General features: G+C 65.5%; 20 protein-coding genes, 1 other RNA gene and 1 pseudogene. 9 read left to right on the top strand and 13 right to left on the bottom strand.

Translation table 11 applies throughout. From position 1 onward, the window contains the following. Window positions 1-107 precede the first annotated feature (107 nt). The 3 genes from XBLMG947_RS07915 to xopAH all read left to right on the top strand — a co-directional run bounded on the left by XBLMG947_RS07915 (window position 108) and on the right by xopAH (window position 4,154). Complete coding sequence (locus XBLMG947_RS07915; protein WP_065467510.1) at window positions 108-1,856, top strand: sensor domain-containing diguanylate cyclase; 1,749 nt, start codon at window positions 108-110, stop codon at window positions 1,854-1,856. A gap of 140 nt (window positions 1,857-1,996) precedes the next feature. Beyond that, on the top strand, window positions 1,997-2,389 hold the full coding sequence (locus tag XBLMG947_RS07910; protein ID WP_065467508.1) for a DUF2628 domain-containing protein: 393 nt from the start codon (window positions 1,997-1,999) through the stop codon (window positions 2,387-2,389). A gap of 250 nt (window positions 2,390-2,639) precedes the next feature. Further along, window positions 2,640-4,154, top strand: a complete 1,515-nt coding sequence (xopAH, locus tag XBLMG947_RS07905; protein WP_083992955.1) for a XopAH/AvrB family type III secretion system effector — start codon at window positions 2,640-2,642, stop codon at window positions 4,152-4,154. Between the two features lie 112 nt (window positions 4,155-4,266). Here xopAH and XBLMG947_RS07900 read toward each other — a convergent pair. Further along, window positions 4,267-4,342, bottom strand: a non-coding RNA gene (locus tag XBLMG947_RS07900) — sX9 sRNA. Between the two features lie 320 nt (window positions 4,343-4,662). Between XBLMG947_RS07900 and XBLMG947_RS07895 the strand changes: the two genes are divergently transcribed. After that, complete coding sequence (locus XBLMG947_RS07895; RefSeq protein WP_065467504.1) at window positions 4,663-7,125, top strand: GH92 family glycosyl hydrolase; 2,463 nt, start codon at window positions 4,663-4,665, stop codon at window positions 7,123-7,125. Between the two features lie 346 nt (window positions 7,126-7,471). Here the strand turns inward: XBLMG947_RS07895 and XBLMG947_RS07890 are convergent, their stop codons facing one another. From XBLMG947_RS07890 to XBLMG947_RS07875, 4 genes and pseudogenes are all read right to left on the bottom strand, one after another. Beyond that, the gene (locus XBLMG947_RS07890; protein ID WP_065467502.1) at window positions 7,472-8,887 is read right to left on the bottom strand and encodes an amino acid permease; all 1,416 of its coding nucleotides are present in this window, start codon (window positions 8,885-8,887) and stop codon (window positions 7,472-7,474) included. A gap of 487 nt (window positions 8,888-9,374) precedes the next feature. Continuing rightward, complete coding sequence (locus XBLMG947_RS07885) at window positions 9,375-9,995, bottom strand: glutathione S-transferase family protein (RefSeq protein WP_065467500.1); 621 nt, start codon at window positions 9,993-9,995, stop codon at window positions 9,375-9,377. A gap of 224 nt (window positions 9,996-10,219) precedes the next feature. After that, window positions 10,220-10,450, bottom strand: a complete 231-nt coding sequence (locus XBLMG947_RS07880; protein WP_065467498.1) for a hypothetical protein — start codon at window positions 10,448-10,450, stop codon at window positions 10,220-10,222. A 320-nt stretch (window positions 10,451-10,770) separates the two neighbouring features. Beyond that, window positions 10,771-11,678 (bottom strand): annotated as a pseudogene (locus tag XBLMG947_RS07875) (LysR family transcriptional regulator). A 96-nt stretch (window positions 11,679-11,774) separates the two neighbouring features. Between XBLMG947_RS07875 and XBLMG947_RS07870 the strand changes: the two are divergent. The 5 genes from XBLMG947_RS07870 to XBLMG947_RS21335 all read left to right on the top strand — a co-directional run bounded on the left by XBLMG947_RS07870 (window position 11,775) and on the right by XBLMG947_RS21335 (window position 17,057). Continuing rightward, on the top strand, window positions 11,775-12,836 hold the full coding sequence (locus XBLMG947_RS07870; RefSeq protein ID WP_065467496.1) for a zinc-binding alcohol dehydrogenase family protein: 1,062 nt from the start codon (window positions 11,775-11,777) through the stop codon (window positions 12,834-12,836). 229 nt (window positions 12,837-13,065) lie between these two features. Next, a complete protein-coding gene (locus XBLMG947_RS07865; protein WP_181093148.1) occupies window positions 13,066-14,595 on the top strand; it encodes a DNA recombination protein RmuC in 1,530 nt (509 codons plus the stop codon). A gap of 327 nt (window positions 14,596-14,922) precedes the next feature. After that, complete coding sequence (locus tag XBLMG947_RS07860) at window positions 14,923-15,300, top strand: hypothetical protein (RefSeq protein ID WP_065467492.1); 378 nt, start codon at window positions 14,923-14,925, stop codon at window positions 15,298-15,300. Between the two features lie 380 nt (window positions 15,301-15,680). Then, a complete protein-coding gene (locus XBLMG947_RS07855) occupies window positions 15,681-16,226 on the top strand; it encodes a glutathione peroxidase (RefSeq protein WP_065467677.1) in 546 nt (181 codons plus the stop codon). Between the two features lie 27 nt (window positions 16,227-16,253). Next, a complete protein-coding gene (locus tag XBLMG947_RS21335) occupies window positions 16,254-17,057 on the top strand; it encodes an FRG domain-containing protein (RefSeq protein WP_181093140.1) in 804 nt (267 codons plus the stop codon). A gap of 73 nt (window positions 17,058-17,130) precedes the next feature. Here XBLMG947_RS21335 and XBLMG947_RS07850 read toward each other — a convergent pair whose 3' ends face one another. The 8 genes from XBLMG947_RS07850 to XBLMG947_RS07815 form a co-directional block, all read right to left on the bottom strand. After that, complete coding sequence (locus tag XBLMG947_RS07850) at window positions 17,131-18,192, bottom strand: MlaA family lipoprotein (RefSeq protein WP_065467490.1); 1,062 nt, start codon at window positions 18,190-18,192, stop codon at window positions 17,131-17,133. A gap of 10 nt (window positions 18,193-18,202) precedes the next feature. Next, window positions 18,203-18,493 carry an STAS domain-containing protein gene (locus tag XBLMG947_RS07845; protein WP_065467489.1) on the bottom strand — a complete coding sequence of 97 codons (291 nt, stop codon included), beginning with the start codon at window positions 18,491-18,493 and terminating at the stop codon, window positions 18,203-18,205. Continuing rightward, on the bottom strand, window positions 18,483-19,145 hold the full coding sequence (locus tag XBLMG947_RS07840; protein WP_065467488.1) for an MlaC/ttg2D family ABC transporter substrate-binding protein: 663 nt from the start codon (window positions 19,143-19,145) through the stop codon (window positions 18,483-18,485). Before XBLMG947_RS07840 ends, XBLMG947_RS07845 begins: the two co-directional genes overlap by 11 nt. Then, complete coding sequence (mlaD, locus tag XBLMG947_RS07835) at window positions 19,142-19,687, bottom strand: outer membrane lipid asymmetry maintenance protein MlaD (RefSeq protein ID WP_065467487.1); 546 nt, start codon at window positions 19,685-19,687, stop codon at window positions 19,142-19,144. The genes XBLMG947_RS07840 and mlaD overlap by 4 nt, the downstream gene beginning before the upstream one ends. A gap of 11 nt (window positions 19,688-19,698) precedes the next feature. Continuing rightward, window positions 19,699-20,448, bottom strand: coding sequence for an MlaE family lipid ABC transporter permease subunit (locus XBLMG947_RS07830; RefSeq protein WP_065467485.1), 750 nt, complete (start codon window positions 20,446-20,448; stop codon window positions 19,699-19,701). Next, window positions 20,448-21,242: an ABC transporter ATP-binding protein gene (locus tag XBLMG947_RS07825; RefSeq protein WP_065467483.1), complete on the bottom strand. Its 795-nt coding sequence runs from the start codon at window positions 21,240-21,242 to the stop codon at window positions 20,448-20,450. The genes XBLMG947_RS07830 and XBLMG947_RS07825 overlap by 1 nt, the downstream gene beginning before the upstream one ends. Before the next feature lie 419 nt (window positions 21,243-21,661). Next, window positions 21,662-22,972, bottom strand: a complete 1,311-nt coding sequence (locus XBLMG947_RS07820; protein WP_065467674.1) for an ABC transporter permease — start codon at window positions 22,970-22,972, stop codon at window positions 21,662-21,664. Window positions 22,973-22,982: 10 nt separating this feature from the next. Continuing rightward, the gene (locus tag XBLMG947_RS07815; protein ID WP_065467481.1) at window positions 22,983-24,140 is read right to left on the bottom strand and encodes an ABC transporter permease; all 1,158 of its coding nucleotides are present in this window, start codon (window positions 24,138-24,140) and stop codon (window positions 22,983-22,985) included. Between the last annotated feature and the right edge of the window lie 7 nt (window positions 24,141-24,147).

Raw genomic sequence — 24,147 nt, 5'->3', positions numbered from 1 at the left:
CCGTCGTCGCGCGCACCGCCGCGGTGTGCAGTGGCGCACGCAATGCCGTGTTGGCTCGTATGCGCAGTCCGCTAGACTGGACCAATTGCCCGGGCTCGAGCGTTCCGTTGAATCAGTGCGATACAGACGTGTCATCCACTCCCAGCGAGGCCCAGCGCCTGGCGCGCCTGGCGCTGTTGCAGGTGGTGGACACCGATGCCGAGCCGTTCTTCGACGCGCTGGCCGCCGCCGCCCAGGCGATCGCCGGCACGCCCATCGCGCTGGTTTCGCTGGTGGACGAACGTCGGCAATGGTGGAAGGCCAACATCGGCCTGCCCGGGGTTTCCGAAACCCCACGCGAACTGGCGTTCTGCGCCTACACCATCCAGGGCGATGCGGTGATGGAAGTGCGCGACGCACCGGCCGACCCGCGCTTCCACGACAACGTCCTGGTCACCGATGCGCCGGGTATCCGCTATTACGCCGGCGCCCCCATCGTGCTGCCGGACGGGTTACGCATGGGCACCGTGTGCGTGATCGACCAGCAACCGCGCGCGTTGGAGCCGGCGCAATTGCAGGCCTTGCAGCAGCTGGCCAAGGTGGCCGCCGAAGGCCTGGAGCAGCGCCGCGTGATGCTGGAGCGCCAGGCCGCAAACGAGCAGCTGCAGCAACGCCTGCGCGAGAGCGAAGCGTTTCTGGAACGCACCGGCCGCGTGGCCGGGGTGGGCGGCTGGGAAGTGGACGTGGCCAGCGGCACGCTGACCTGGTCCGACCAGACCTGCCGCCTGCACGACCTACCACCCGGTTACCGGCCCAGCCTGACCGAGGCAATCGGCTTCTATCCGCTGGAAGCGCGCGCGGTGATCACCGAGGCGGTCGAGGCCTGCGTGCGGGACGGCACGCCCTGGGATCTGGAGCTGCCGCTGACCAGCGCCACCGGGCGACGGCTATGGGTGCACAGCGCCGGTTCGGTGGAACGTGTGGACGGGCGCGTGCGCCTGATCGGCGCGATCCAGGACGTGACCGACCGGCACCAGGCGGTGGATGCGCTGGCTGCCAGCGAGCGCAAGTTCCGCAAGATGTTCCAGTACAGCCTGGGCCTGATCTGCACCCACGACATGCACGGCCGGCTGGTCAGCATCAACCCGGCCGCAGCGCGCTCGCTTGGTCGTAGCGTCGAGCAGATGGAAGGCCGTTCGCTGGTGGAATTCGTGCGCCCCGAGCGCCACGCCGCCTTGCACGGCTATCTCTCGCGCATGGTGCTCGATGGCCAGGATTCGGGGGTGATCGAACTGGTGGCCGGCGATGGCAGCCTGCGCCATTGGCAGTACCACAACGTGCTGGATGTGGAGTCCGACGCCACGGTGGTGCTGGCCCACGCCCAGGACATCACCAATCAGTACCGGCAGGAAAAACAGCTGCTGGAATGGTCGTTCACCGACCCGCTCACCAATTGCTACAACCGCCGCTTCCTGGACGAACTGGACAAGCGCGACCCCAGCGTGCGCTGGGGCTGCATCGTGGTGGATCTGGACAAGTTCAAATTGGTCAACGACACCCATGGCCACCAACGTGGCGACGAGGTGCTGGTGCAGATGGCCTGGTTCCTCAACCAGCCGCTGCGTACCCAGGACCGTCTGGTGCGCCTGGGTGGCGACGAGTTTCTGGTGCTGCTGCATCAAGCCAGCCAGGCACAGCTGGACGCCTTGACGCGCGACTACATGGGCGCCATCGACGACGCGCCGATCCGCTTCACCCTCGGCACGGCCTTGCGCCAGGACGGCGAAGCGCTGGCGGTGGTGGTCGATCGCGCCGACCACTCGCTGTACTCGCTGCGCCGCGCCCGCCGCGGCACCGGCATCAGCGACCAGCGCTGACCCTGCGCGCGAGCTTGGCGCAGCCCCGCAGCCCCCGCATCGTCCGACAAGCCACAACCCGTGTAACCGGCGAAAGAAGGAACGTGCCGATGCATACGCGATCGCTTATCATGTAACCGTTTACAACTACATGGATTGGAATGGATACCCTCGACCGCACCCAGCTCAGCCCCAAGTGGCAATTCCGCTTCGACTTTTTCGACCGTCATGGCGGACCCAAGGAACCTGCTTACAAAGACGCCTTAAAAACGCTGAGCTTCGGTAACAAGGTCAAGATCGGCATGAATTTCTATGCCTTCTTCTTCGGCTTCATTTATTTCTTCATCATCGGCCTGTGGCGCAAGGCGTTGAGCCTGATCGGCATCAGCCTGGTGCTGGGCATCGTGGCCTCGTTCCTGCCGACCGCGTTCCAGAACGTGCTGTGGCTGCCCATGTCATTGTTGACCGGCATGATCGCCAACTACGCCTATTACCTGCACACGGTGAAGGGCAGCACCAGCTGGAACCCGTTCGAAGGCATGCGCTGGATCTGAAGCACCGCAACACGGCAGCGCCGGCCCCTCCCGCCGCTGCCGACGGATGACCAAGCCCGGTCTCAGACCGGGCTTTTTTGATTTCTGAGCCGGGTCCGGGGGACACCGCCGGAACTGCTGCACGTTTGGTTGGAAGACGCCGAGCGCTTCGCTTGAGGAGCCACCACGTTCCCAGCCTATCGTCCGAAGGCCAGGGGTTGTGCACTATGTTTGACAGGACAAACAGCGTAGTCCTGCACGAGCGGATCGTATGAGGATCAACAAAGCGCCATCGCACAGCGGCATTGCCTCGGGCGATACACCGCAGTCACCGGAACGCAGGGATGCGCCGCAGGCGCCGCCGACCGCAGGCGCCGCCGGCCCCCTGAGCGGCCTCAAACGACACGTGAGAAAAGCGCTTCCCGGCCTGTGTTGTTCCGGCGCGAAAGAAACCGCGAACACTTCCGAGGGTGCGAGTCATCGGGCACCGGCAATGCAGCCGGCAAATGCGGCCTTGGCAGGTCTCGAGATGGCGCTGTCCAGACCGGGCGAAACGGTGACCGTGGGCCTACAGCGCCGCCGTCCCTCACATGCGCTGACTCCAGAGCAACGGACCAGTTCGGATGCGCAATTGCAGTTGCTCTACGCCAAAGAGCAAGGCGCACGCAGGCTGCACATCGAGAGCAGTCTCTTCCATGAGCCAGGAGCGCAGTCCGTCACCACGCACGGATCCAAAACGTTGCTAAAAGCGGCCGCATCGGCGGCGCTGGCGCCTGGTATGCAGGGGCTGGACCACATGTTCACCTCCGTATCGCCACCCATCCGTCACGCACTGCCAGGCCCTGGCGCGGAGAGCAAACTTTCGCCCACACAGGTTGCGTTGACCGGCGTGGCACGCTGGCCAGACCCGCGCGTCAATCAGGAGTCGACACCAGCAAATCAACGGTATGGTCGCCGCTTTCATTCCACGGCCCGGGAAGGCGGCGCACGCCTGGCAAGCGGGCAGATCCAGACCTTCCGGCAACTGTGGGATTTTGCGGGCGCGGCGCGCCACAGCTGGGCTACCCAGCAGACAGCGCAGACAGCTGGTCCAGGCAATCCAAAACTAGGGAATGCGCAGCCATTTGCGGCGGGTTACCCACGGCAAACGGACGTCGGCACACCCCTCACAAAGCACTATGCGTATATGAGACCACGCGTGCGCCAGCTTCCGCTGGTGCGGAAAGCAAATGACCTGGTTGCCGACACTGGGCAACCGATGCCCGACGGGTTCATGGCGCATGACGTCTTCGAGATGGTGGGCGAATTGAATGGGGAGAAGATTGGGCTCACTCAGCTAGGGCTGGCAGTGAATCCGGACGACTTTCACCATCCGCGCGCCCGACAGGGGCGGGAAAGACACGATGGACGGATTGAAACCAGCGCTTTCCCATTTTTTATCCAGCACACCTCTTGCGAACTGGTGCAGCCGATCATGAACCATGTCGAACACCTGTTTGGCGACCTGGTTGCGCGGCCCCACGATCCCGCCGAGCTGATGCCGGCGCTCGGTAACTTGCACTGGTGGATGGCACATGCGATGCCTGACCCGCGAGGAAGCGCCGCAAAGACCGAATTGGCCATCCGTGCGTTGGCAAACGCGCACGGGGTCGAGCTACCGCCATTCGCGCGTGGAAATGTGCCAGACCTCGAAGCCTTCGTCACCGACCGAGAAAGCTTCAGTGCGCGCTACGCAGATCTGTTCGAACGGCCGGATCACGAGACGGCTGCATCCCCGCGCGACTGATGCACCGCCACGAGCCGGTTGGCGTGGGAGCCGGTCGAAGAGAAGCGTCCTGTCGGAGGCCAGCGAGCGCGTCGTGCCACACCGTCGTGCCGCCCTAACGACGCGTTGAAAGCGCTGACAGAACGTAGCGAGCAGTCGTCAGCTGGGTGTGGAAGGCGCGCTTGGAACGGGGTGTGCGCGTGAGCCATGCCGCACCGAGCACCGGCCGCGCCGATAACTGCGCAGTCGTCCTGTTCGCCGCTCTTAGTCTGTTTTGCTGAATTGGAGGGCAATCGGCACGTGGCACTCCCCGGCTGCGTTGCCATCGGCGCATGTTCTCTAAGGAGCGAGTGCGGCCTAGAGCGGTGCGTCCAGGCAAGGTCATTGCTGCGCCCGACGCCATCCGGGGTTGTGGCATGCGTCGGTCTTCGCGCACGCTCGTCCTGCGCCGGTCGCCGCGTCTTGGGGCGAACGGGACGCGCGATCTCAGCTGCGGCCCCGGCCGCTCTCTTCCCCCGAGGGGTCTTGCATGCTTTCTGCCGCTTCGTCGCGTCTTTCATCCATGCCGCTGTGGCGCCGCGCCGCCGCCAGCCTGTGTCTGCTTGGCATGGCAATTGCGCCACCGTTGGCCGCGCAGGACCCGGCGCAGGTCAACACCTTCATCGGCAGCAAGGACGACGGCAATACCTTCCCCGGTGCGGCGGCGCCGTTCGGCCTGATCCAGGTCAGCCCGATCGGTGCGCACTACGCCGGCTGGCGCTATGACGATCCCAGCATCCGCGGCTTCGGGCATTCGTTTCTGTCCGGCGCCGGGTGCTGGGAGCAGGGCGGGCAGGTGTCGATCCTGCCGGTGACCGGCCGCATCGGCCCCGGCGGCGACTTCGACACCGGCGATGCCAAGGCCTTCGACCAGAAACGCTATGCGGCGCGTTACACGCACGACGGCGAAGTGGGGCAGGCCGGCTACTACAAGGTGCGGCTCACCGATTACGGCGGCATCGACGCCGAAGCCAGTGCGCTCACCCGCGCCGCGGTCGAGCGCTATACCTTCGCACCGGGCGCCGACACCGGCCATGTGCTGATCAACGTGGCCCAGGCCAACGACCGCCATGTGGTGATCGGCAGCCAGGTGCAGCTGGTCGGCGACCGCGTGGTGGAGGGCAAGCTGGTCACGCAGAGTTTTTGCGGCGGCCACGAATACACCACCTGGTTCCGGCTGGAATTCGACCGCCCGTTTACGGCGCACGGCATCTGGGGCGAAGACGGCGGCGTGCCCGACGCGCGTCACGGCATGGGCGGCGAACTCAAACCCAATGGCGCCTGGCTCAGCTTTCCACTGGGCACCGGCAAGGACGCGCGCGCGGTGACCGTGGTCAGCGCCATTTCGCATGTGGATGCCGAAGGCGCTCGCACCAATCTGCGTGCCGATGGCATGCAGGGCGGCAAATTGCTGAGCCTGGAGCAGATGCGCCGGCGCGCGCAGCAGGTCTGGCGCAGCGAGCTGGCCAGCCTGCAGCTGGAGGGCGCCAGCAGCGATGACCGCAGCGTGGCCTATACCGCGCTTTACCACGCGCTGCTGCAACCACTCACCGGCAGCGATGCCGATGGCCGCTACCGCGGCTACGACGATGCCATCCACCGCGCCGAGGGCTGGACCTACTACGAATACTTTTCGTTGTGGGATACCTATCGCTCGCAGAACCAGTTACTGGCCTTGCTGCGCCCGCAGCGCGCGCGCGATATCGGCCGCTCGCTGCTGGCCATCCATCAACAGGGCGGCTGGCTGCCGCGCTGGGGCTACGCCAACTTCGACACCAACGTCATGACCGGCGATCCGGTCACCCCGTTTCTGGTCGATCTGTGGCGCTTTGGCGCGCTGCAGGGCAACGAAGCCGAGGCCTACGCCGCGCTCCGCCAGAACGCCTTCGGCCAACCGCCGATCAACTCGCGGCATTCCGGGCGCTCGGGCAATGCGAGGTATCTCGTCAGTGGCTTCGTCCAATACGACCGCGCGTTTCCGTCCAAGGGGAGGGACGTGGACCCGCACCACGGCGGCTCTGCCACGCTGGAATACGCGCTGGCCGATTGCGCGCTGGCACAGATGGCCCAGGCTCTGGGCCATGCCGACGACAGCACGCAGCTCCGCGCGCGCGGCGGCAACTGGCATCACGTCTGGGACGCCACCGTGCGCGATGCCGACACCGGCTTTGCCGGCTTCCCGCGTCCGCGTCTGGAAGATGGCAGCTGGTACGCGCCGTCCAACGACCAGTACAGCCCACGCTCGCAACACGGCTTCCATGAAGGTACTGCCTGGCAATACCAGTGGCTGGTGCAGCAGGACATCCCCGGCATGCTGCAGGCCATGCACGGCAGCGAACAGGCAGGCAAACGCCTGGATACCTTCTTCGCCTACGACGACCTGCTCAAGGACCCGCGCAACGGCGCGCGCACGCACTGGGTGGTCGGCCCGTACAGCTACTACAACCAGTACCGCTACAACCCCAACAACGAACCCGACCTGCACGCACCGTGGATGTACACGCTGATCGGCCAGCCGTGGAAGACCGCCACCGTGGTGCGTGCCGCGCAGCAGTTGTTCACCAATGCGCCCAATGGCGTCACCGGCAACGACGACCTCGGCACGATGTCGGCCTGGTACTTGTTCAGTGCGCTCGGCCTGTATCCGGCGGTGCCGGGCAGCGGCCAATTCCTGCTGCACACCCCGCGCTTCAAACGCGCCACGCTGGACCTGGGCAACGGCAGGCGCCTGCGCATCAATGCGCCCGGCGCCGACGGCCGCGCGCTGCAGTACGTGGAAGGCGTGCGCTTGAACGGAAAACCGCAGACCAAGGTCTTCCTGGACTGGGCGCAGTTGCAGCAGGGCGGCACGGTGTCGTTTGCGCTCACCAAGCAGGCGCCGACGCAAGGCTGGGGCACGCAGGCGGATGCACTTCCAACCTCGTTCTGCGCCACACCTGTAGCAGCGCAGTGACCAGCGCATGCCCCTGATCTGCCAGATGCTCCTGACGCCCCAGACCGGCGATGAAGGCCCCTCTCCCATCGGGGCGAAGAGGCACAGCTTGCGCGCCACTGGCGCGCGTGCCCTGGAGCGCCCGCGCCGCAAGGGCGGGCTGGGGCGCGGAGCGGGGGTTGGGGTGAGGGTACGGGGCGGAGCCACTGACCAAGGTGGATGACACGAGGCTTCGCCCGTCCCCTCATCCGGCGCTACGCGCCACCTTCTCCCCCATGAAGGGGGACAATGTCCCAGCGGGAGAAGGGAGTGCTGGGCCGCGGTGTTCTGCAAGCCTCTCTCCCGCGGGCGAGAAGGACGTCGCGCCTCACCCCGCTTGGTTCAACCGGCTATTGCGCCGCCCATAGGCCAGGTAGACCACCACGCCCAGCGCGTTCCAGAGCAGGAACCAGCCCTGCGTGGTGCTCGGCAGGCTCCAGAACAGATACAGGCAGCCCAGGATCGCCACCGGTCCCACCACCCAGGCCAGCGGCGTGCGGAATGCCCGCGCACGGGTGGGTTCGCGCACGCGCAGCACCAACAGGCATGCGGCCACCGCCGTAAACGCCGCCAACGTGCCGGCATTGGCCAGTGCGGCAATCTCGTCCAGCCGCGCCACACCGGCCAACGCTGCGACCAGCACCGCGGTGAACAAGGTGATCGCCACCGGCGTGCCGGTGCGTGCGTTGACCTTGGACAGGCCGCGCGGCAACAGCCCGTCGCGCGACATCACAAAGAAGATCCGGCTCTGCCCGTACAGGAACGCCAGCAACACCGTCGGCAGCGCGATGATCGCCACCGCACCGATCACCAACGCCGCCTTGCCATGGCCCAGTTCGCGCAGGATCAAGGCCAACGGCTCCGGGCTCTTGCCGAACACGGTGAAGCTCATCGCACCCACCGCCGACAACGCCACCAGCACGTAGATCAACGTGCAGCCGATCATCGAACCGACGATGCCGATCGACAGATCGCGCCCCGGGTTCTTGGTCTCCTCGGCCGCGGTGGAAATCGCATCGAACCCGTAGAACGCGAAGAAGATGATCGCCGCCGCCGCCATCACCCCGCGCTCCACGCCATCCGGGCCCATCGCCTTGGAGAAGCCGTACGGCATGAACGGCTGCAGGTTGGCGCTGTCGAACGCCGGCAAGGCGATCGCCACGAACACGCCCAGCGCAATGATCTTCAGCACCACCAGCACCGCGTTGAGCGTGGCGCTTTCCTTGGTGCCGGCCATCAACATGCCGGCCACCAGGAAGGTGATCACCACCGCCGGCAGGTTCACGATGCCGCCGGCGTGCGGCCCGGCAATCAATGCATGCGGCAGATTGACCCCCAGCCACTGCAGGAACCCGACGAAATAGCCCGACCAGCCCACCGCGACGGTGCTGACCACCAGTGAATATTCCAGCACCAGGCTCCAGCCCACCACCCAGGCGATGCTCTCGCCCAGCGCGGTGTAGCTGTAGGTGTACGCGCTGCCGGCGGCCGGCATCATCGTGGCCATCTCTGCATACGCCAGCGCCGCGCAGGCGCAGACGACGCCGGCGGCCACGAACGACAGCAGCACCGCCGGGCCGGCCTTGTCCGCGCCCACGCCGATCAGCGTGTAGATGCCGGTGCCGACGATGGCGCCGATACCAAGTGCGATCAGATGCGGCCAACTCAGGCTGCGCACCAGTTGCCGGCCGGCTTCGTGCACGGTGACCTGATCGATGGATTTGCGCCGGAGCCAAGACGACATGTGGACCTCGAAGGAACCAAAAGAATCCCCGAGTGTCGCCCAACGCGCTGCAGCAAAGCTATCTGTCCAACGTCATGCAGCCGACCCGGGCAGAGCGTGCACGCCGCCTGGCAGCAGAATGACCAGTCGCCCCATCCATGTCGCGATCACCGCAACGAGCGCGCCGTCGCCTGAATCGACACAGCCGGAGCAGATCTTGTGGCGCTGGGTCTGGCTCGGACTGACGGGATGCAGGCATGCGTAAGGGTCTTGCAGGACGTGACCCCGGTGCCGATCACGGGCGGAACGGCGGCCGGCGCTGCTTACCGGGTGTGTGCCTGTATCGGCACGCTCGGTCAGGCGCCGCGCTGCCTGGCCAGGCAGCGCGGCCGTTCAGCCCAATGCTGCCACTGGAAAGCGCGCGCCACGTCGATGAGCGCTCAATCCGCTGCATGTCCTGCGCACGCGCAGCGCCTGGCATGCGCCGTGCGACCCGTGCACGCCGCACTCAGGGCGCCGAGCAGCCATGGCGCTGAAAACCTGCCCGTGTCTTCAACCGCGCGTAATACGCCGCAGCCGCCGGCAGCGGCGCACGCTCGATGGGACTGGCGAACCAGCGCTGCGTCGACACGCCCAGCACGATATCGGCCAAGGTGAAGTCCGCGCCCAGCACGTAAGGCCCCGCGCGCTGCAGTTGCGCGTCCAGGATGGTCATGTGCCGGTTCCACTCGGACACGCTGGCCGCAATGCTGTGCAGATCGGTATGCGCCGCGCTCCCCCGCACGGTGGCCATGAACGCGTAGCGCCAGGCGGTGTTGAGTTCGGTGGCCTGCCAGTCCATCCACTGTTCGACCAAGGCACGCGCTGCCGGCGGATGCGGCAGCAGATCGTCGCGCTGGCTGCGTGCGGCCAGATAGCGGCAGATGGTGTTCGACTCCCACAGCACCAGCGCGCCATCCCTGATCACCGGCACCAGGCCGTTCTGGTTGAGCGCCAGAAACTCGGGTGTGTCGACCGGGGCAAACCCGCTGCCATAGGCGTGCAAGCGGTAGTCCAGCGCCAATTCGTCGCACAGCCACAACACCTTGCGCACGTTGATCGATGTCGGCTTTCCGTAGAGGTCCAGCATATGCGCCCGGGGATGGATGTGGTGACGACGCAGAGACCACTGCGCGAGTGCACTGCGCTGCGTCTTGCGCGTGCGTCGATGCATCATCGCAGCAGCACCGCTGCCGCGTCTGCGTTCAACGCAGCGTATGCTGGAATATGCATGTGTATCTTCGTGCAGCCGTGCAGCCGTGCAGCCGTGCAGCCATGCAGATCGACACGTGCACCCAACCCGTCGCCGCTGGCTTATAACTCAATCTTGCCCGCGTAAGTGTCGCGCACGTTCTGGCTGATATACGTGCTCAAGCCGCGCCCTGCCTTGGCCAGGCGCTGCATGGTCGCCACCGCGTCGGCGCCGGCACTGTCGGCGGTGTACACGTAGGTTTCGCCGCTACGAAAGCGCACCGCAATCGCGTCGTCTGCCAACACGTAGGCCACCACGCCCGAATGGCCTTCACGATTGCCATAGCGCTGCATCGACGGTAAGCGTCGGTTTGTCATGCAGCCAAGCTAGAAGCCTCGCAGTGACGGGCACCTCAACGAGCGCGGCAGTCGCGTAGGCCTGCGCAGCGTTGCGAGTGCATCTTCATGGCAACCCAGGCTTCGTCTTCCACCCGACATTGGCTCTGGCCGACGCCGACGCGGATGCACCTGGCACCAGCGACGTCGCAGTGCCGATACATTGCACGCGCGCGCCATGCGCCGTGCAAGCACCCGGCCCGTAGCCATGACACTGGGCTTATCGAAGCGAACGCGTCCACCCAACGCACCGATCTTCCAGCGCACAGTGCAGCAGATCAACGCGCCTCGGACGCCAGCGGGTACAGCGCCGTCATCGCCTGGCAGCGCTGCGCAAACAGCGCGTGCAGCTGCCGCACCGCCGGCGAAAACTGCTTGTGATGCGGGCACACCAGATGCAGCGGCAGGCGGTCGCCGCAATCGGGAAACACCACCTCCAGCCGCCCGGCCTGCACGTCGGCGCACACATCCAGCCACGACTTGTAGGCGATGCCTTCGCCGGCCACCGCCCAGCGCCGCACGATATCGGCGTCGTCGCACAGCATCGCCCCGCGCACCGGCACCACGTGGCGGCGGCCCTCCAGCTCGAATTGCCAGCGGTCGTAGGCGCGCCCGGCCAGTTCATACAGCAGGCAGGCGTGCTCGCGCAGCGCATCCAGCGTGGCGGGCCGCCCGTGGCGCTGTAGGTACGCAGGCGCGGCCACCAGCACGCGGCGGTTGTGCGCTGCCAGCGGCAGCGCCACATGGTCCACATCGTCGATACGCCCCAGCCGGAACGCCACATCCACCGGCGCGCTGTACAGGTCCGCTACCTGGTCGGACAGATGCAGGCGCAGGCGCGGATGCGCGGCGCGGAACTCGGTCAGCCACGGCAGCAGCACATTGCGGCCCAGATCCGACGGTGGCGGTCACCTGCAGCACGCCTTGCAGTTCGGTGTCGCGCCCGCGTACCTGCTCGCGCCCATCGCGCAGCAGCTCCAGCACCTGGCGTGCGTAGGGCAGGTACTGCTCTCCCTCCGCGGTCAGCCGCAGGCTGCGCGTGGAGCGCGCAAACAGGCGCAGGTCCAGCGCCCGCTCCAGCCGCGCTGACCTGGCCGGGCAGCAGGTCGGCCTCGCGCGCGGCATTGGAAAAACTGACCAGCGCCGCCGTGCGCACGAACAGCGCCAGGTCGTCGAAGCGGACCATCTTCACTCCAATCATGAAAGTGCTTGCGCAGTTTGCCGGTTTTTCTCTTAATCCCGGCGACCGACCATGCAGTTCCCTCCCCGCACGACGCCCGTCATGAAAGCCATCGCCGACCCGCAACACGGTCTGCCCATCGACGACCCGCGCGCGCTGGTCGCGCTCGACCTGCCGCTGCCCGCGCCCGGCCCGCGCGATCTGCGCGTGCGCATCCATGCCATCTCGGTCAATCCGGTCGATACCAAGGTGCGCGCCAATGCCGCCGTCGACGCACCGCGCGTGCTCGGCTGGGACGCCAGCGGCGTGGTCGATGCGATGGGCAGCGCTGTCAGCCTGTTCCAGCCCGGCGATGCGGTGTACTACGCCGGCACCTTGAATCGCCCGGGCACCAATGCCGAATACCACCTGGTGGACGAACGCCTGGTCGGGCGCAAGCCGGCCACGTTCGATGACGCCTCGGCCGCATACCACCTGGTGGACGAACGCCTGGTCGGGCGCAAGCCGGCCACGTTCGATGACGCCTCGGCCGCCGCGTTGCCACTGACCGCGATCACCGCCTGGGAATTGCTGTTCGACCGCCTTCGCATCGCCGAAGACGGCGGGCAGGGCCAGACATTGCTGGTGGTCGGCGCCGCCGGGGGCGTCGGCTCGATCCTGGTGCAGCTGGCGCGCACGCTGACCAAGCTGACCGTGATCGGCACCGCCTCGCGCCCGCAGACGCAGGATTGGGTGCATGTGCTCGGTGCCCACCATGTCATCGACCACACCCAGCCGCTGAGCGAGGGCCTGCAGCGCATCGGCATCGCCCAGGTCGAGCATGTCGCCAGCCTGACCCACACCGATCAGCACTTCGCCCAGCTGGTCGACGTGCTCGCGCCGCAGGGCCAGTTGGCCCTGATCGACGACCCGGCCACGCTCGATGCGCTGCCGCTCAAGCGCAAGAGCGCGTCGCTGCACTGGGAATTCATGTTCACCCGCTCGCTGTTCGACACCGACGACATGATTGCCCAGCGCCACCTGCTCAACCGCGTCGCCGCGCTGGTGGACAGCGGCACGCTGGGCGAGCACTACGGCCGCATCACCGTCGACAACCTGCGCCGCGCCCACGCCGCACTGGAATCGCATCGCACCCGCGGCAAGCTGGTGCTGGAAGGCTTCTGAGCGCAGACGCCGCAGGCAAGACAGCGGCCTGGCATGGCCGCTGTCTTGTTGCCGCATCCCGCAGCGCTGGTGCGCGTTGCCGCAGGCGCAACGTCCCACGCGCCTGCGCTGATGATCACCGACCACCCAACCGGCATCGCACTGACGCAGCCGCTGCGACCGACCCCGCTACACTGCACGCATGTCATCCGAATCCCTGATCCTTCTCGGACTGCTCGTGGTAGTCCTCGTGTTGCAGCTGCTCGCGCTGTTGCGACGTCCATCCACGACCGCGCTGGAGCATGCGCTGCGCGCCGAACAACGCGACGGCCGCGGCGAACTGCGCGAGCAACTCGAAGGCCTGGCGCGGCAGCAGGACGCGCGTCTGGAAACCTTCGCACGCAATCTCACCGAACTGTCCACCCGCACCGATCAACGTCTGGACCTGCTGCGCGATGCGCTTGGCGAAGATGCCCGCAAGGCGCGCGAAGAAAGTGGCCTGGCCCAGCAGCGCACCGGCGAATTGCTGACCCTGCGGCTCACCGAACTGCGTACCCAGCTCGAAGGCTTCGGCCAGCAGCAGGAAACCCGCATCCAGGTGTTCGGCCAGCAACTGACCGACCTGATCGCACGCACCGACACCCATATGGCCGCCTTGCGCGAAGCGCTGGCCGAGGATGCCCGCAAGGGCCGCGCCGAAGCCGGGGAGTCGCAGCAACGCTTCACCGAAGCGCTCGGCCAGCGCCTGAGCGAACTCACCCAGCGCAACGAACTGCGCATCGGCGAGATGCGCGCCACGCTGGAACAGCAACTGGCCAGCCTGCAAAGCGACAACGCCAGCAAGCTCGAACTGATGCGCGCCACCGTCGACGAAAAACTGCAGACCACGCTCAACACGCGCCTGGATGCGTCTTTCAAACTCGTCTCCGAGCGCCTGGAACAGGTGCAGCGCGGCCTGGGCGAAATGCAGCAACTGGCCACCGGCGTGGGCGATCTCAAGCGCGTGCTCAGCAACGTCAAGGACCGCGGCGGCTGGGGCGAAGTGCAGCTGGAGAACATCCTAGAGCAGACGCTGACGATGGAGCAGTACGCCCGCGGCGTGCGGGTCAGGCCCGACAGCGCCGAAGCGGTGGATTTTGCGATCCGCCTGCCCGGGCGAGGCGACGACACCGTGGTGTGGCTGCCGGTGGATGCCAAGTTCCCGCGCGAGGACTACGAACGTCTGATCGACGCGCAGGAAAAAGGCGACCTGGACGCGATCAAGCAGTCGACCGCGCAGCTGGAGCGCGCCATCCGCGTGCAGGCCAAATCCATCAGCGACAAGTACGTTTGCCCGCCGCAGACCACCGATTTCGCGGTGATGTTCCTGCCCACCGAAGGCCTGTACGCAGAAGTCATCCGCCGCGCCGGTCTGGTCGATCTGCTGCAGCGCGAACATCGCGTGGTGCTGGCCGGCCCGACCACGTTCACCGCACTGCTCAACAGCCTGCAGATGGGCTTCCGCACGCTGGCGATCGAAAAACGCTCCAGCGAGGTCTGGCAGGTGCTGGGCGCGGTGAAGAGCGAGTTCGGCAAGTTCGCCGGCATTCTGGAGAAGGCCGAGCGGCAGATCAGCACCGTCGGCAAGAGCCTGGGCGAAGCCAGCCGCAAGACCCGCACCATCGAACGTCGCCTGCGCGGTGTGGAAACCCTGGCCGGCGAGCAATCGCAGGCGCTGCTGGACGACGCTAGCGACGAAGGGAGTGCGAGTTCACAAGACGACGGCGACGAGCAGGAATAGGGCAGCAGACAGAGATCGGATAACCCGCATGGCTGCAGTCGAAGACGGACACACGTGTAGCAGCGCCCTAGGGCGCGATGGGATGTGCCGGTAGGCGTCGCGCAGAAGTCCGCGCTTGCGAAAGACAATGCGCTGCGCGGCTAGCGGCATCCCCCAGCGCGAGAATGACTGCCGCCACGATAGGGCACCCCTGGGTGCGATGGGCATGACCCAGCGTCCATCTCGCACCTGCATTCCAAGCGCAGCCGTCCAAGGTACCAGCCCCGCGCACGCCACGCAGACACGCATGTCGCGATGCTTGCCATCACTTTCCGAGGGAGCCTTCGCATGCCGAGCGGTTGGATCTACACCTCTTTCTGCGCGCTGCTGCTGGCCGCCTGCAGCAATGCGCCAATCGCCTCTTCGGCCTCGCCGGCCGCTCAGGCGCCTGCCACGCAAACGAGCGCCGATGCTGCTGCCTGCACGGCAAAGGGCGGCCAACTGCATCCGGTCGGGCGTATGCAGATTCCGCGCTGCATCGTGCCGTATGCCGATGCCGGCAAGACCTGCACCGACAACGCGGACTGCAGCGGCGACTGCCTGGCCACCAACATCGTGCCGACCGGCGCTACGACCACCGGCACCTGCCAGCGCGACAGCGATCGCTTCGGCTGCCGCCAGGAGGTAGTCGGCGGCAAGGGCCAGGCGGCGTTGTGCATCGACTGATGTTGGCATGAGGCGGGCGATTTGATCCGGCGTTTCGAACACTTGGTCCGCCAGCACCAGCGCCAGCCAGTGTGGAATGACATCGACATCGCAGACCCCGGCGATGTCGATTCGTCGTCCTGTCTCACCGCGTCGACGTCTTCGACCATGGGGCGCAGCCACTAGGCATCCAGACGCGAAGCGTCGAGCAGGCCGTCGAGCACTTTTTCGACACGCAGCGACGTATCCACGCGTTTGCCCAGGTGCGGGGGCGTTGGCCCACGCCGTGCATGCACACATCGCCGCCATAACGGCGACCATGCTCGACGCAGCCATCGGTATCGCACTCGCCTGTGCGCGGGCTTATGCTCGACGTTCCCTACGGATATCAGGATGCACGCATGAGCCAGACGCTGTACGACATTCCCGTGACCCGCATCGAAGGCGAGCCGACCACCTTGGCCGATTACCGCGGCAAGGTGCTGCTGGTGGTCAACGTCGCCTCCAAGTGCGGCCTGACCCCGCAGTACGAAGGACTGGAAGCGCTGTATCGCGACAAACATGCGCAGGGTCTGGAAGTGCTGGCGTTTCCGGCCAACGACTTCAACGGCCAGGAGCCGGGGAGCGAAGCGGAGATCGCGCAGTTCTGCCAGCTCACCTATGACGTCACCTTCCCGATGTTTGCCAAGATCGCCGTCACCGGCGACCAGGCGCACCCGCTGTATCAGGCACTGACCCGCACGCATCCGCACACCACCGGCGACGGCCCGATGCGCGAAAAACTCGCTGGCTACGGCATCGCCCCCAACCCCGCGCCCGGCGTGGTGTGGAACTTCGAAAAATTCCTGATCGGCCGCGACGGCAAGATCATCGACCGCTTCGCCCCGGACATTCCCGCCGACGATGTACGCCTGCGCGCAGCCGTGGATGCCGCATTGGCCGCTTAAACCTAGCCATTTTTTGAGAGAAACTTCATGGAAGAACGAAAAGTATCAAGTCTGCATGATCTGGAACAGTGTGCAGAAGCGCTTAAAACCGAGTGTAGCTTAAGGTCTTCGGACGGCGATCGCTATGTTTCCCCAGTTTTGTTCCGTGGCCAGTCACGAGCGGAATGGAAGTTAGAGACGACATTGGAACGATTTGGAAAAAAAGATCTTTCTCTTGAAGAATATGCTCGCTACCTAGCCAGAGTTAAGCCTGGAATCGAAGCTTATACAGATAGATTATTCGAGTTCAATCTGGGAAACCAAAGAGTTCCTGGGAGCACGTTTCCCTTATCTCAGATTAGTCTATTGGCGGGGCAGTATGAGTTCATGGTTTACCTAAGGCATCACGGATTTCCTACTCCTTTACTTGACTGGAGTCGATCACTCTATGTTGCTTTGTTCTTCGCTTGCAGTGGGCAAGATCATCAGGATGATTCGGCGCTTTACATGTATGTCGAGAACTTAGGATTCGGAAAAGGTGGTATGGTTGGTTCTCCCGAGATTGCCACTCTGGGTCAATACGTAACTGCACACAAAAGACATTTTATTCAGCAGTCTGAGTACACCGCATGCATCGGAAAGTTTGATGGTGAGTGGTGTTTTTCGCAGCATGAATCTGCTATGGGAGGAGTAGCAGGCAGGCAAGATAGGTTGGAGAAGTTTGTTATACCTGCAGAACTTAGACGAAGTATTCTGCGCCAGCTCGATGCAATGAATATCAACCCTTTTTCTCTGTTTGGTACAGAAGAATCCCTTATGCAAATGCTGGCTTTTCGCGAGATAAGTGATTGAGATTTAGTACAGCAAAAAAGCCCGGGATCGCTCCCGGGCTTTTGCATTCATCACGCACCAAAAACCCGCCCGGTTAACGCACCCAGCTCGGAATCGGCATCGCGTTCCCCGGCACGGTAGTGTCCTTGCCGTCGCGCAGGTATTCCGGCAGCTCGTTGTTCTCTTCGCGGTGGCTGCGCAAATCGCGGGTGATCTGGTAGTTACGCCGCTGCATCCATGCATCGCGGGTCAGCGCGTATTCGTCCGGCGCCTGGTCGCGCAGCGAATCCAGTGACATCAGCTGCGCGCGTGTGTCCACCAGCTGCAGTCCCTGCAGTGCGAAGCGCGCACCGCTGTCGTCCACCTGGCGAATCCACGACAGCGGAATATCGCCTGCCAGCCCAAGGGTGTCGCGCACGGTGCGCGGCCCGAACAGCGGCAGTTCGAAGTAGCGCGAGTTACGCCAGCCCCACGCGCCCAGTGTCTGGCCGAAGTCTTCGCTACGCCGCGGGATGCCGGCCGCGGAGGCGGGATCGAACAGCCCGGCCACACCCAGCGTGGAATTCATCACGAAGCGGCCCAGCGACTGCACTGCATAGACTGGGTGGCCCTGCAGCAGCTGGTTGACCACGGTCAGCGGCGTGCCGAGATTGTCGAAGAAGTTGGTCACGCCCAGACGGGCCGGGCTCGGCACCACCTTGGTGTAGGCCGTCGCCAACGGACGCGCTACGCCACGGTCCACCGCCATGTTGAAGCGGTGCATGCCGCGGTTATAGCGCTCCCACGGGTCGTACGCCGGCGCCGCGCCCGGGAGTGCAGGCGCCCCGTCGGGACCCGCCTGCGGGGTGGTCGAACCATATAACGCGTCGAAGTCGCTTTCGGCATCGGTCGGCGCGCCTGCGGTGGCGGTGGCGGTGGCGGTGCCCGCAGCGGCCTGCTGATCGGCAGGCGCCGCGGCGCTGGCCGGCAGCGCGTCCGGGGCGGCAACGCCTGCGGCGGCCGGTTGCGCGGTCACCCCGGCGTCGTCGCGTACCGGTGCGTCGGCCGCAGGCGCGATGGCGGTACCGCCGGAAGGCGGTGCGGATTTCGGTGCCTGGCTGGCGCACGCACCAAGCAGCAGGCAGGCCAACAACGGAAGAGAACGGAACTGTGTCATGGCGTGGCGCTCAGGCCTGAAAATCGAGAGTGGGGGACAACCGGTAGGCAGCGCGCAATTCGTCCAGACCGGACGCCTCGCCCACTACCGCGCCGTTGCCGGCTTGGCGCAACCGGGCAGCCAGTTCGGCCAGCATCGCCACACCGGCACTGTCCAGACGTTGTACACCGGCCAGGTCCAGCGTGCGCGCGCCATCCAGCTGTGCGATCGCCTGCGGCCAGGCCGCGGTGACTGCGGCACGGTCGAGCACGCCGGTGATGACCAGCGCCTCGCCCGTGCGTTGCACGGTATTACTTGCCATTGGCCGGTGCCGTACCGACCTGCAGGTTGCCGTTACGCAGGTCGGTCGCCACCTGGGCGATGCCCTTCTCGCGCAGCGGGCCGTCGAACTGGGTCTTGAAGGTCTGCACGTAGGAGATGCCTTCGATCATCACGTCGAAGATCTTCCACTGGCCACCGGTATTGCGCATCAGGTAATCGACCGGGGTCGGGTCGTTGCCGGCACGCATCAGGTCGGTGGAGACCTTGACGCCACGATTGCCCGGCAGTGCGCTTTCGGATTTGGCGCGGAAGCTCGGCTTGCCTTCGAAATTCAACAGCGCCGTGCCGTAACGCTGCATCAGGTTTTCGGCCAGCGCGTCGGCAAACAGCTTGACGTCGGCGTCGGACGCGCCGCGGCCGTGCACGCCCAGCACCAGACGGGCCGAATAGTCGCGGTCGAAGGCTTTGTTCAATTCGCCATTGATGAACTGACGCAGTGCCGCCGGGTTGCTACGGAACTCCGCACGGCGTTGGTCCAGCGTGCTCAGGATGCGGGTGCTGCTGTCTAGGACGGTCTTGGTCGCCGCGCCTTGCGTCGGCGCGCTGGCAGCCGCTGGTTGCGCCAGCACGGTCGCCGGTGCGCACACCAGCAGGGTCGAGGCCAGGACGGCAGAAAGCAGGGTGGTTTTCATTGGCGGGGTTCCGTAGAGGGAGGAGCGGTCTGGGCAGGCGCAGGAGTCTGGCCATTGGTGGCGGCCGGGGCATTGCTGCCGCCACCGCCACCACTGAACATATATTTGCCGACCAGCTGCAGCAGATCCACCGCCGGTTGGGTGAAGCCGATTTCGTCGCCCGGCTTGAGGGTGTCCGGATCGCCGCCCGGCTGCAGCCCGATATAACTCTCACCGAGCAAGCCGCTGGTGAAGATGCCGGCCGAGGTGTCGGCGGGCAGATCCTTGTACTTGGTGTCCAGCGACAGCGTCACGATCGAATCGAACTTGGTCGGATCCAGGCTGATGTCCGAGACCTTGCCGATGGTCACGCCGCCGATCTTCACCGGCGCTTGCGCACGCAGCTGGCCGATCTGGCTGAAGCGGGCGGTCAGCGTGTACTGGCTGGCGCCGAAGCCCCAGCGCTGGTTGGTCGAGGCCACCGCCAGCACCAGCAGCGAGGCCAGGGTCAGCAGCAAAAAGGCGCCGACGGCGAATTCGAGTCGTGGTCCACGCATGGCCATAGTTATTCCACTCACCTAAACAACATTGCAGAAAGGACGAAGTTGAACATCAGCACCAGCAACGAGGCGTTCACCACCGCGCGGGTGGTGGCGATCGAGGTGCCTTCGATGGTCGGTTCGGCATGGAAGCCCACATAGGCGGCGACCAGTGCAGCGGTGCCGCCGAAGATCGCCGACTTGAGCATCGCCACGCCGAAATCGTCCCAGAAGTCCACGCTATTGCTCAGGCCCGACCAGAATGTGCCGTTGTCGATGCCCAGCACGTGCACGGCTTCGAAATAGCCGCCGGTGATCGCCAGCGAGCAGAACACGCCGGTCAGCAGCGGCACCGTCAGCACTGCCGCCCAGAAGCGCGGTGCCACGGCCTTGGCCACCGGGTCGATGGCCATCAGCTCCAGCGCCTTGATCTGGTCGGTGGCGCGCATCAAGCCGAGCTCGGCCGCGATCGAGCTGCCGGCACGGCCGATGAACAACAAGGCAGTCAGTACCGGCGCCAGTTCGCGGTACAGCGACAGGCCGAGCAGGGTGGACAGCGCATCGGAGGCACCGTACGTGGTGAGCGTGCGGTAACCCTGCAGCGTCAGCACCAGGCCGACGAAGGCGCCGCCCACGGCGATGATCGGCAACGAACGTGCGCCGACCTTGTAGATCTCGCGCACCAGCTCGGCACCGAAATCGCGCGTGGGCAGCGAGCCGCGCAGCACCGTGAGCGAGAACAGGCCGGCGCGACCGAAGGCGCGAATGGAATCGACAAAGGCCATCAGGCAGCACTCCGGTCGCGGCGCGGCGCGGCATCGAAGGCGATCGGGCCGTCCGGCTGGCCATGCAGGAACTGCTGCACCAGCGGGTCGGTGCTGTCCTGCAGTTGTTCGGGCGTGCCGGCGAACACGATGCCGCCATTGGCGATCACCACCGCCTGGTCGCAGATCGGCAGCGTCTCGTGCACATGGTGGCTGACGATGATGCTGGTCAGGCCCAGGCTGTCGTTGAGGCGCTGGATCAGGCTCATGATCACGCCCGAGGCGATCGGGTCCAGCCCGGTCAGCGGCTCGTCGTAGATCATCAGCGGCGGGTCCAGCGCCAGCGCGCGCGCCAGTGCCACACGTCGCGCCATGCCGCCGGACAACTCGCGCGGCCAGGCATCGGCCGCGGCCAGCAGGCCGACTGCATGCAACTTCATCTGTACCAGGCGCTGCACCACCGGTGCCGGCAGACGGGTGTGGGTGCGCAGCGGCAGCGCGACGTTGTCCGCGACGCTGAGGTCGGTGAGCAAGCCATTGCCCTGCAGCAGCACCCCGACGTTGCGGCGCATCTCCAGCAGTGCGCGGTTGCCGGTAGGAATTGCCTTGCCGAACAACGTGACCGTGCCGGCGACCGGGCGCAGTTCGCCGGTTAGTGCGGCGAGCATGGTGGATTTGCCACTACCAGACGGACCGAGTACGGCCGTGATGCTGCCGTGCGGCACCTGCAGCGACACATCGCGCAGGATCGTGCGCCCGCCGCGATCGATGCGCACGCCCGACAACTGCACCAGGTTGGGTTCGGAAGACGACATCGCGACCTTTAACGAAAATACAACGTAGGATTGATCCGCTCGGCTGAACTTAACCGAACTGGCCCGTGCAGTATTGTTGCTGCATCGCTCACTTCAGTGTGTGCCCGGCGCAGTGGGCCTGTACATGTGCCAGCAGGAATTGGCTTGAGTGCGGTCGCGATGCCGCCACGTGCCCCGTCGCCACCGGCGTTGCAGCAACGCATCCGGCACAATGCCGGACGCGCTTCGGCCTGCACGACATCCTCGACCTGATCGCAAGCGCACTGATCGCCGAGGCCGCCGGGCTGGACGCCATCGGAATTGGAATCTCCTATTCCTCGCGTGCACGAGAATTGAGACCAAGATAAAGTTGAATCGTAGAGGCACTCAAGAACTATCCGCAGCGCAATGAGGGTCCGAATGGCGGATTGAGGGCTACCTCATACCTCGCGCAGCGCGGTGGTGATCGGCAGCCGTGCCGCGCGCAGGGCGGGGAACAGGCCGCCGACCAACCCGATTCCCAGCGCCCACTTCAGCCCGCTCCACAACAGCTCCGGCGAGACCTTGAACTGGAACACCACCTGGCTGAAGTTGCTGCCCAGTGTGGACACGCTGTAGCCGTTGAACACCACCCAGGCGATCGCGCCACCCAGCACGCCGCCGAGCAGCGCCAGCAGCATTGTCTCCAGCATCACCGCCATCACCACCGGCGCACTGCGGAAGCCAAGCGCGCGCATCGTGGCAATCTCCCGTGCACGCGTGGCCACTGCCGCGTACATGGTGTTGAGTGCGCCGAACACCGCACCGACTGCCATGATCGCGCCGATCACCGTGCCGAGGATGCCGATCAGCTTGCTCAGCCCGCCGCCCTGCTTGCTGTAGTAGCTGCGCGTGGTGTCGACGTCGAGCTTGAGCCGTGGGTCGGCGGCCATCGCGGCCTTGAACCGGTCGAAGCCGGCCTTGCCCTCGGTGCGCGCGCTGATCGACTGCCAGGCGCTGCGCTGGTAGGTGCTGGCCAGGGTCTGCGCATCGGTCCACAGCTCCGAATCGTGTGCATCGCCGGAGGCGAACACGCCGACCACGGTCCAGGTCTGGTTGCCCAGGCGCAGCGTGCTGCCGACCTCCAGTCCGCGGAACTGGTTCTGCGCGCCCTTGCCGACCACGATCTCGCGCAGGCCGGTGCCGAAGCGTCGGCCATCGACGATCTTGACCTTGTCGTGCACGGCCCAGCCCTGCGCGCCGACGCCGCGGAACTGCGCGTTCACGTCGGTGCCGTCGGACTTGGAGACCAGGTTGACTACCTGCGACAGCTCCGGCGAGATCATCGCGCGCCCCTGCGCGTCCTTGGCGATGCCGGGTAGCGCGCCGACCAGCGGCACCAGGTCGCGGGTGATCACTGAGTTGGTCTCCGCCTGCGAACCGCCGCGCAGCACGATCGCCGTGGTGTCGTCGCCGGTGCTGTTGAGCGTGGCCTCAAAACCGCGTCCCATCGCCAGCATCGCCACCAGCACGCCGACCACACCGGCGATGCCGACCACGATCACCGAACTCGCGCCCCAGCGCTGCGGAAGGCTGGCAATGCCGATGCGCGCGGCGGCCAGCGATAGCCGGCCGCTGCGGGTCAGCAGCAGCCACAGCGTCAGCGCCACAGCCGCAACCAGCACGCCGATCCATGGCAGCGCGATCCACACGCCCAGGCCCACCGCCAGCAGCAGGATCGACAGCGCGCTGCCCAACCAATGCTTCTTCATGTCGATCTCCTCAGCGCCCAGCCAGGGCATCGACGATCTTCAGACGCTTCGCGCGTAGCGCCGGCAGCACGCCGACCACCACGCCGATCACCACGATCAGCCCGGCACCGACCAGCCAGGTTTGCAGTGGCACGTTCGGAGGCAGCATGCCCATTGCCTTGGACGCCAGCCCCGGCAGGATCAGCGCCGCAAGACCCAGGCCGATCGCACCACCGAGCCCGATCAGTAGCACCGATTCGACCATCACCAGAGTCAACATCGTGCCGTCCCTGAAGCCGAGCGTCTTCAGCGTTGCCAGTTCCGGGATGCGCTCGCGTACCGCCTGGGCCATGGTGTTGCCGGTCAGCAGCAGCAGTGTGAAAAACACCGCGCCCATGATCGAGGTGACGATCATGCCGATGTCGGCGAACTGCTTGACGAAGGCCTGCTGGAACGCCGACTCGGTCTGGCTCTTGGTCTCGTGATCGGAGTTGGCCGAGATCGCATCGATCGCCTGCGCCACGCGCGAGGCATGGTCGGGGTTGTCCAGCGTCACCGTGTACCAGCTGACCCGGTTCTTGATGTAGTCGTTGGATTTGTCGAAGTACTTCCAGTTCATCATCAACTGGCGTTCCTCGTTGGCGGCCAGCGTGCGGTCCTTGGAGCGAAAGATGCCGACCAGTTGCAGCGGCCAGGCGTTGCTACCGCCGCGGGGGAAGAGCGTCGCCTGCAGTGGGATGGTGTCGCCGAGTTTCCAGCCGAACTCTTCGGCCAGCGATTCGCCGACGATCGCGCCGGTGCGCGTAGCATGGAACACCTTCAGCTGTTCCGGAGGAATCTGCAGTTCACGGTAAACGTCGAAGTAGTTCGGAGCCACCGAGGAGTTGGCGAAAAAGTTCTTCGGATCTTTATAGATGCCGCCGAACCACATCGCCGAAGTCACATCGCGTACCCCGGCCACCTCGCGGATCTGCGTGCCCAGGCGGATCGGCAGCGACTGGGTGATCGACAGGCGCGAGGTCACCACCAGGCGGTTGACGCCTTCAATGCTGCCGCCGGAATTGAACGCCACGCGCACCGAATCGAGCATTCCGAACAGCAGGAATGCAGCGACCACCGACAGCAGGGTCAGCAGCGTCCGCGTCTTGCTGCGGAACAACTGCGCCCATACGAGCGAGAAGTATTTCATCGTCGTC

This window comes from Xanthomonas bromi (assembly GCF_900092025.1).
GTDB lineage: Bacteria > Pseudomonadota > Gammaproteobacteria > Xanthomonadales > Xanthomonadaceae > Xanthomonas > Xanthomonas bromi.
Note: the sequence above shows the minus strand (reverse complement) of the source record. Positions and strands in the feature narration are given on the sequence as shown.

Coding starts and splice junctions, on each gene's coding strand:
- XBLMG947_RS21335 (WP_181093140.1), top strand. CDS start 16,254: ATGGAAGAACGAAAAGTATCAAGTCTGCATGATCTGGAACAGTGTGCA.
- XBLMG947_RS07860 (WP_065467492.1), top strand. CDS start 14,923: ATGCCGAGCGGTTGGATCTACACCTCTTTCTGCGCGCTGCTGCTGGCC.
- XBLMG947_RS07855 (WP_065467677.1), top strand. CDS start 15,681: ATGAGCCAGACGCTGTACGACATTCCCGTGACCCGCATCGAAGGCGAG.
- XBLMG947_RS07895 (WP_065467504.1), top strand. CDS start 4,663: ATGCTTTCTGCCGCTTCGTCGCGTCTTTCATCCATGCCGCTGTGGCGC.
- XBLMG947_RS07885 (WP_065467500.1), bottom strand. CDS start 9,995: ATGCTGGACCTCTACGGAAAGCCGACATCGATCAACGTGCGCAAGGTG.
- XBLMG947_RS07820 (WP_065467674.1), bottom strand. CDS start 22,972: ATGAAGAAGCATTGGTTGGGCAGCGCGCTGTCGATCCTGCTGCTGGCG.
- XBLMG947_RS07845 (WP_065467489.1), bottom strand. CDS start 18,493: ATGGCAAGTAATACCGTGCAACGCACGGGCGAGGCGCTGGTCATCACC.
- XBLMG947_RS07870 (WP_065467496.1), top strand. CDS start 11,775: ATGAAAGCCATCGCCGACCCGCAACACGGTCTGCCCATCGACGACCCG.
- XBLMG947_RS07830 (WP_065467485.1), bottom strand. CDS start 20,448: ATGGCCTTTGTCGATTCCATTCGCGCCTTCGGTCGCGCCGGCCTGTTC.
- XBLMG947_RS07880 (WP_065467498.1), bottom strand. CDS start 10,450: ATGCAGCGCTATGGCAATCGTGAAGGCCATTCGGGCGTGGTGGCCTAC.
- XBLMG947_RS07825 (WP_065467483.1), bottom strand. CDS start 21,242: ATGTCGTCTTCCGAACCCAACCTGGTGCAGTTGTCGGGCGTGCGCATC.
- XBLMG947_RS07890 (WP_065467502.1), bottom strand. CDS start 8,887: ATGTCGTCTTGGCTCCGGCGCAAATCCATCGATCAGGTCACCGTGCAC.
- XBLMG947_RS07840 (WP_065467488.1), bottom strand. CDS start 19,145: ATGAAAACCACCCTGCTTTCTGCCGTCCTGGCCTCGACCCTGCTGGTG.
- XBLMG947_RS07850 (WP_065467490.1), bottom strand. CDS start 18,192: ATGACACAGTTCCGTTCTCTTCCGTTGTTGGCCTGCCTGCTGCTTGGT.
- xopAH (WP_083992955.1), top strand. CDS start 2,640: ATGAGGATCAACAAAGCGCCATCGCACAGCGGCATTGCCTCGGGCGAT.
- mlaD (WP_065467487.1), bottom strand. CDS start 19,687: ATGGCCATGCGTGGACCACGACTCGAATTCGCCGTCGGCGCCTTTTTG.
- XBLMG947_RS07815 (WP_065467481.1), bottom strand. CDS start 24,140: ATGAAATACTTCTCGCTCGTATGGGCGCAGTTGTTCCGCAGCAAGACG.
- XBLMG947_RS07910 (WP_065467508.1), top strand. CDS start 1,997: ATGGATACCCTCGACCGCACCCAGCTCAGCCCCAAGTGGCAATTCCGC.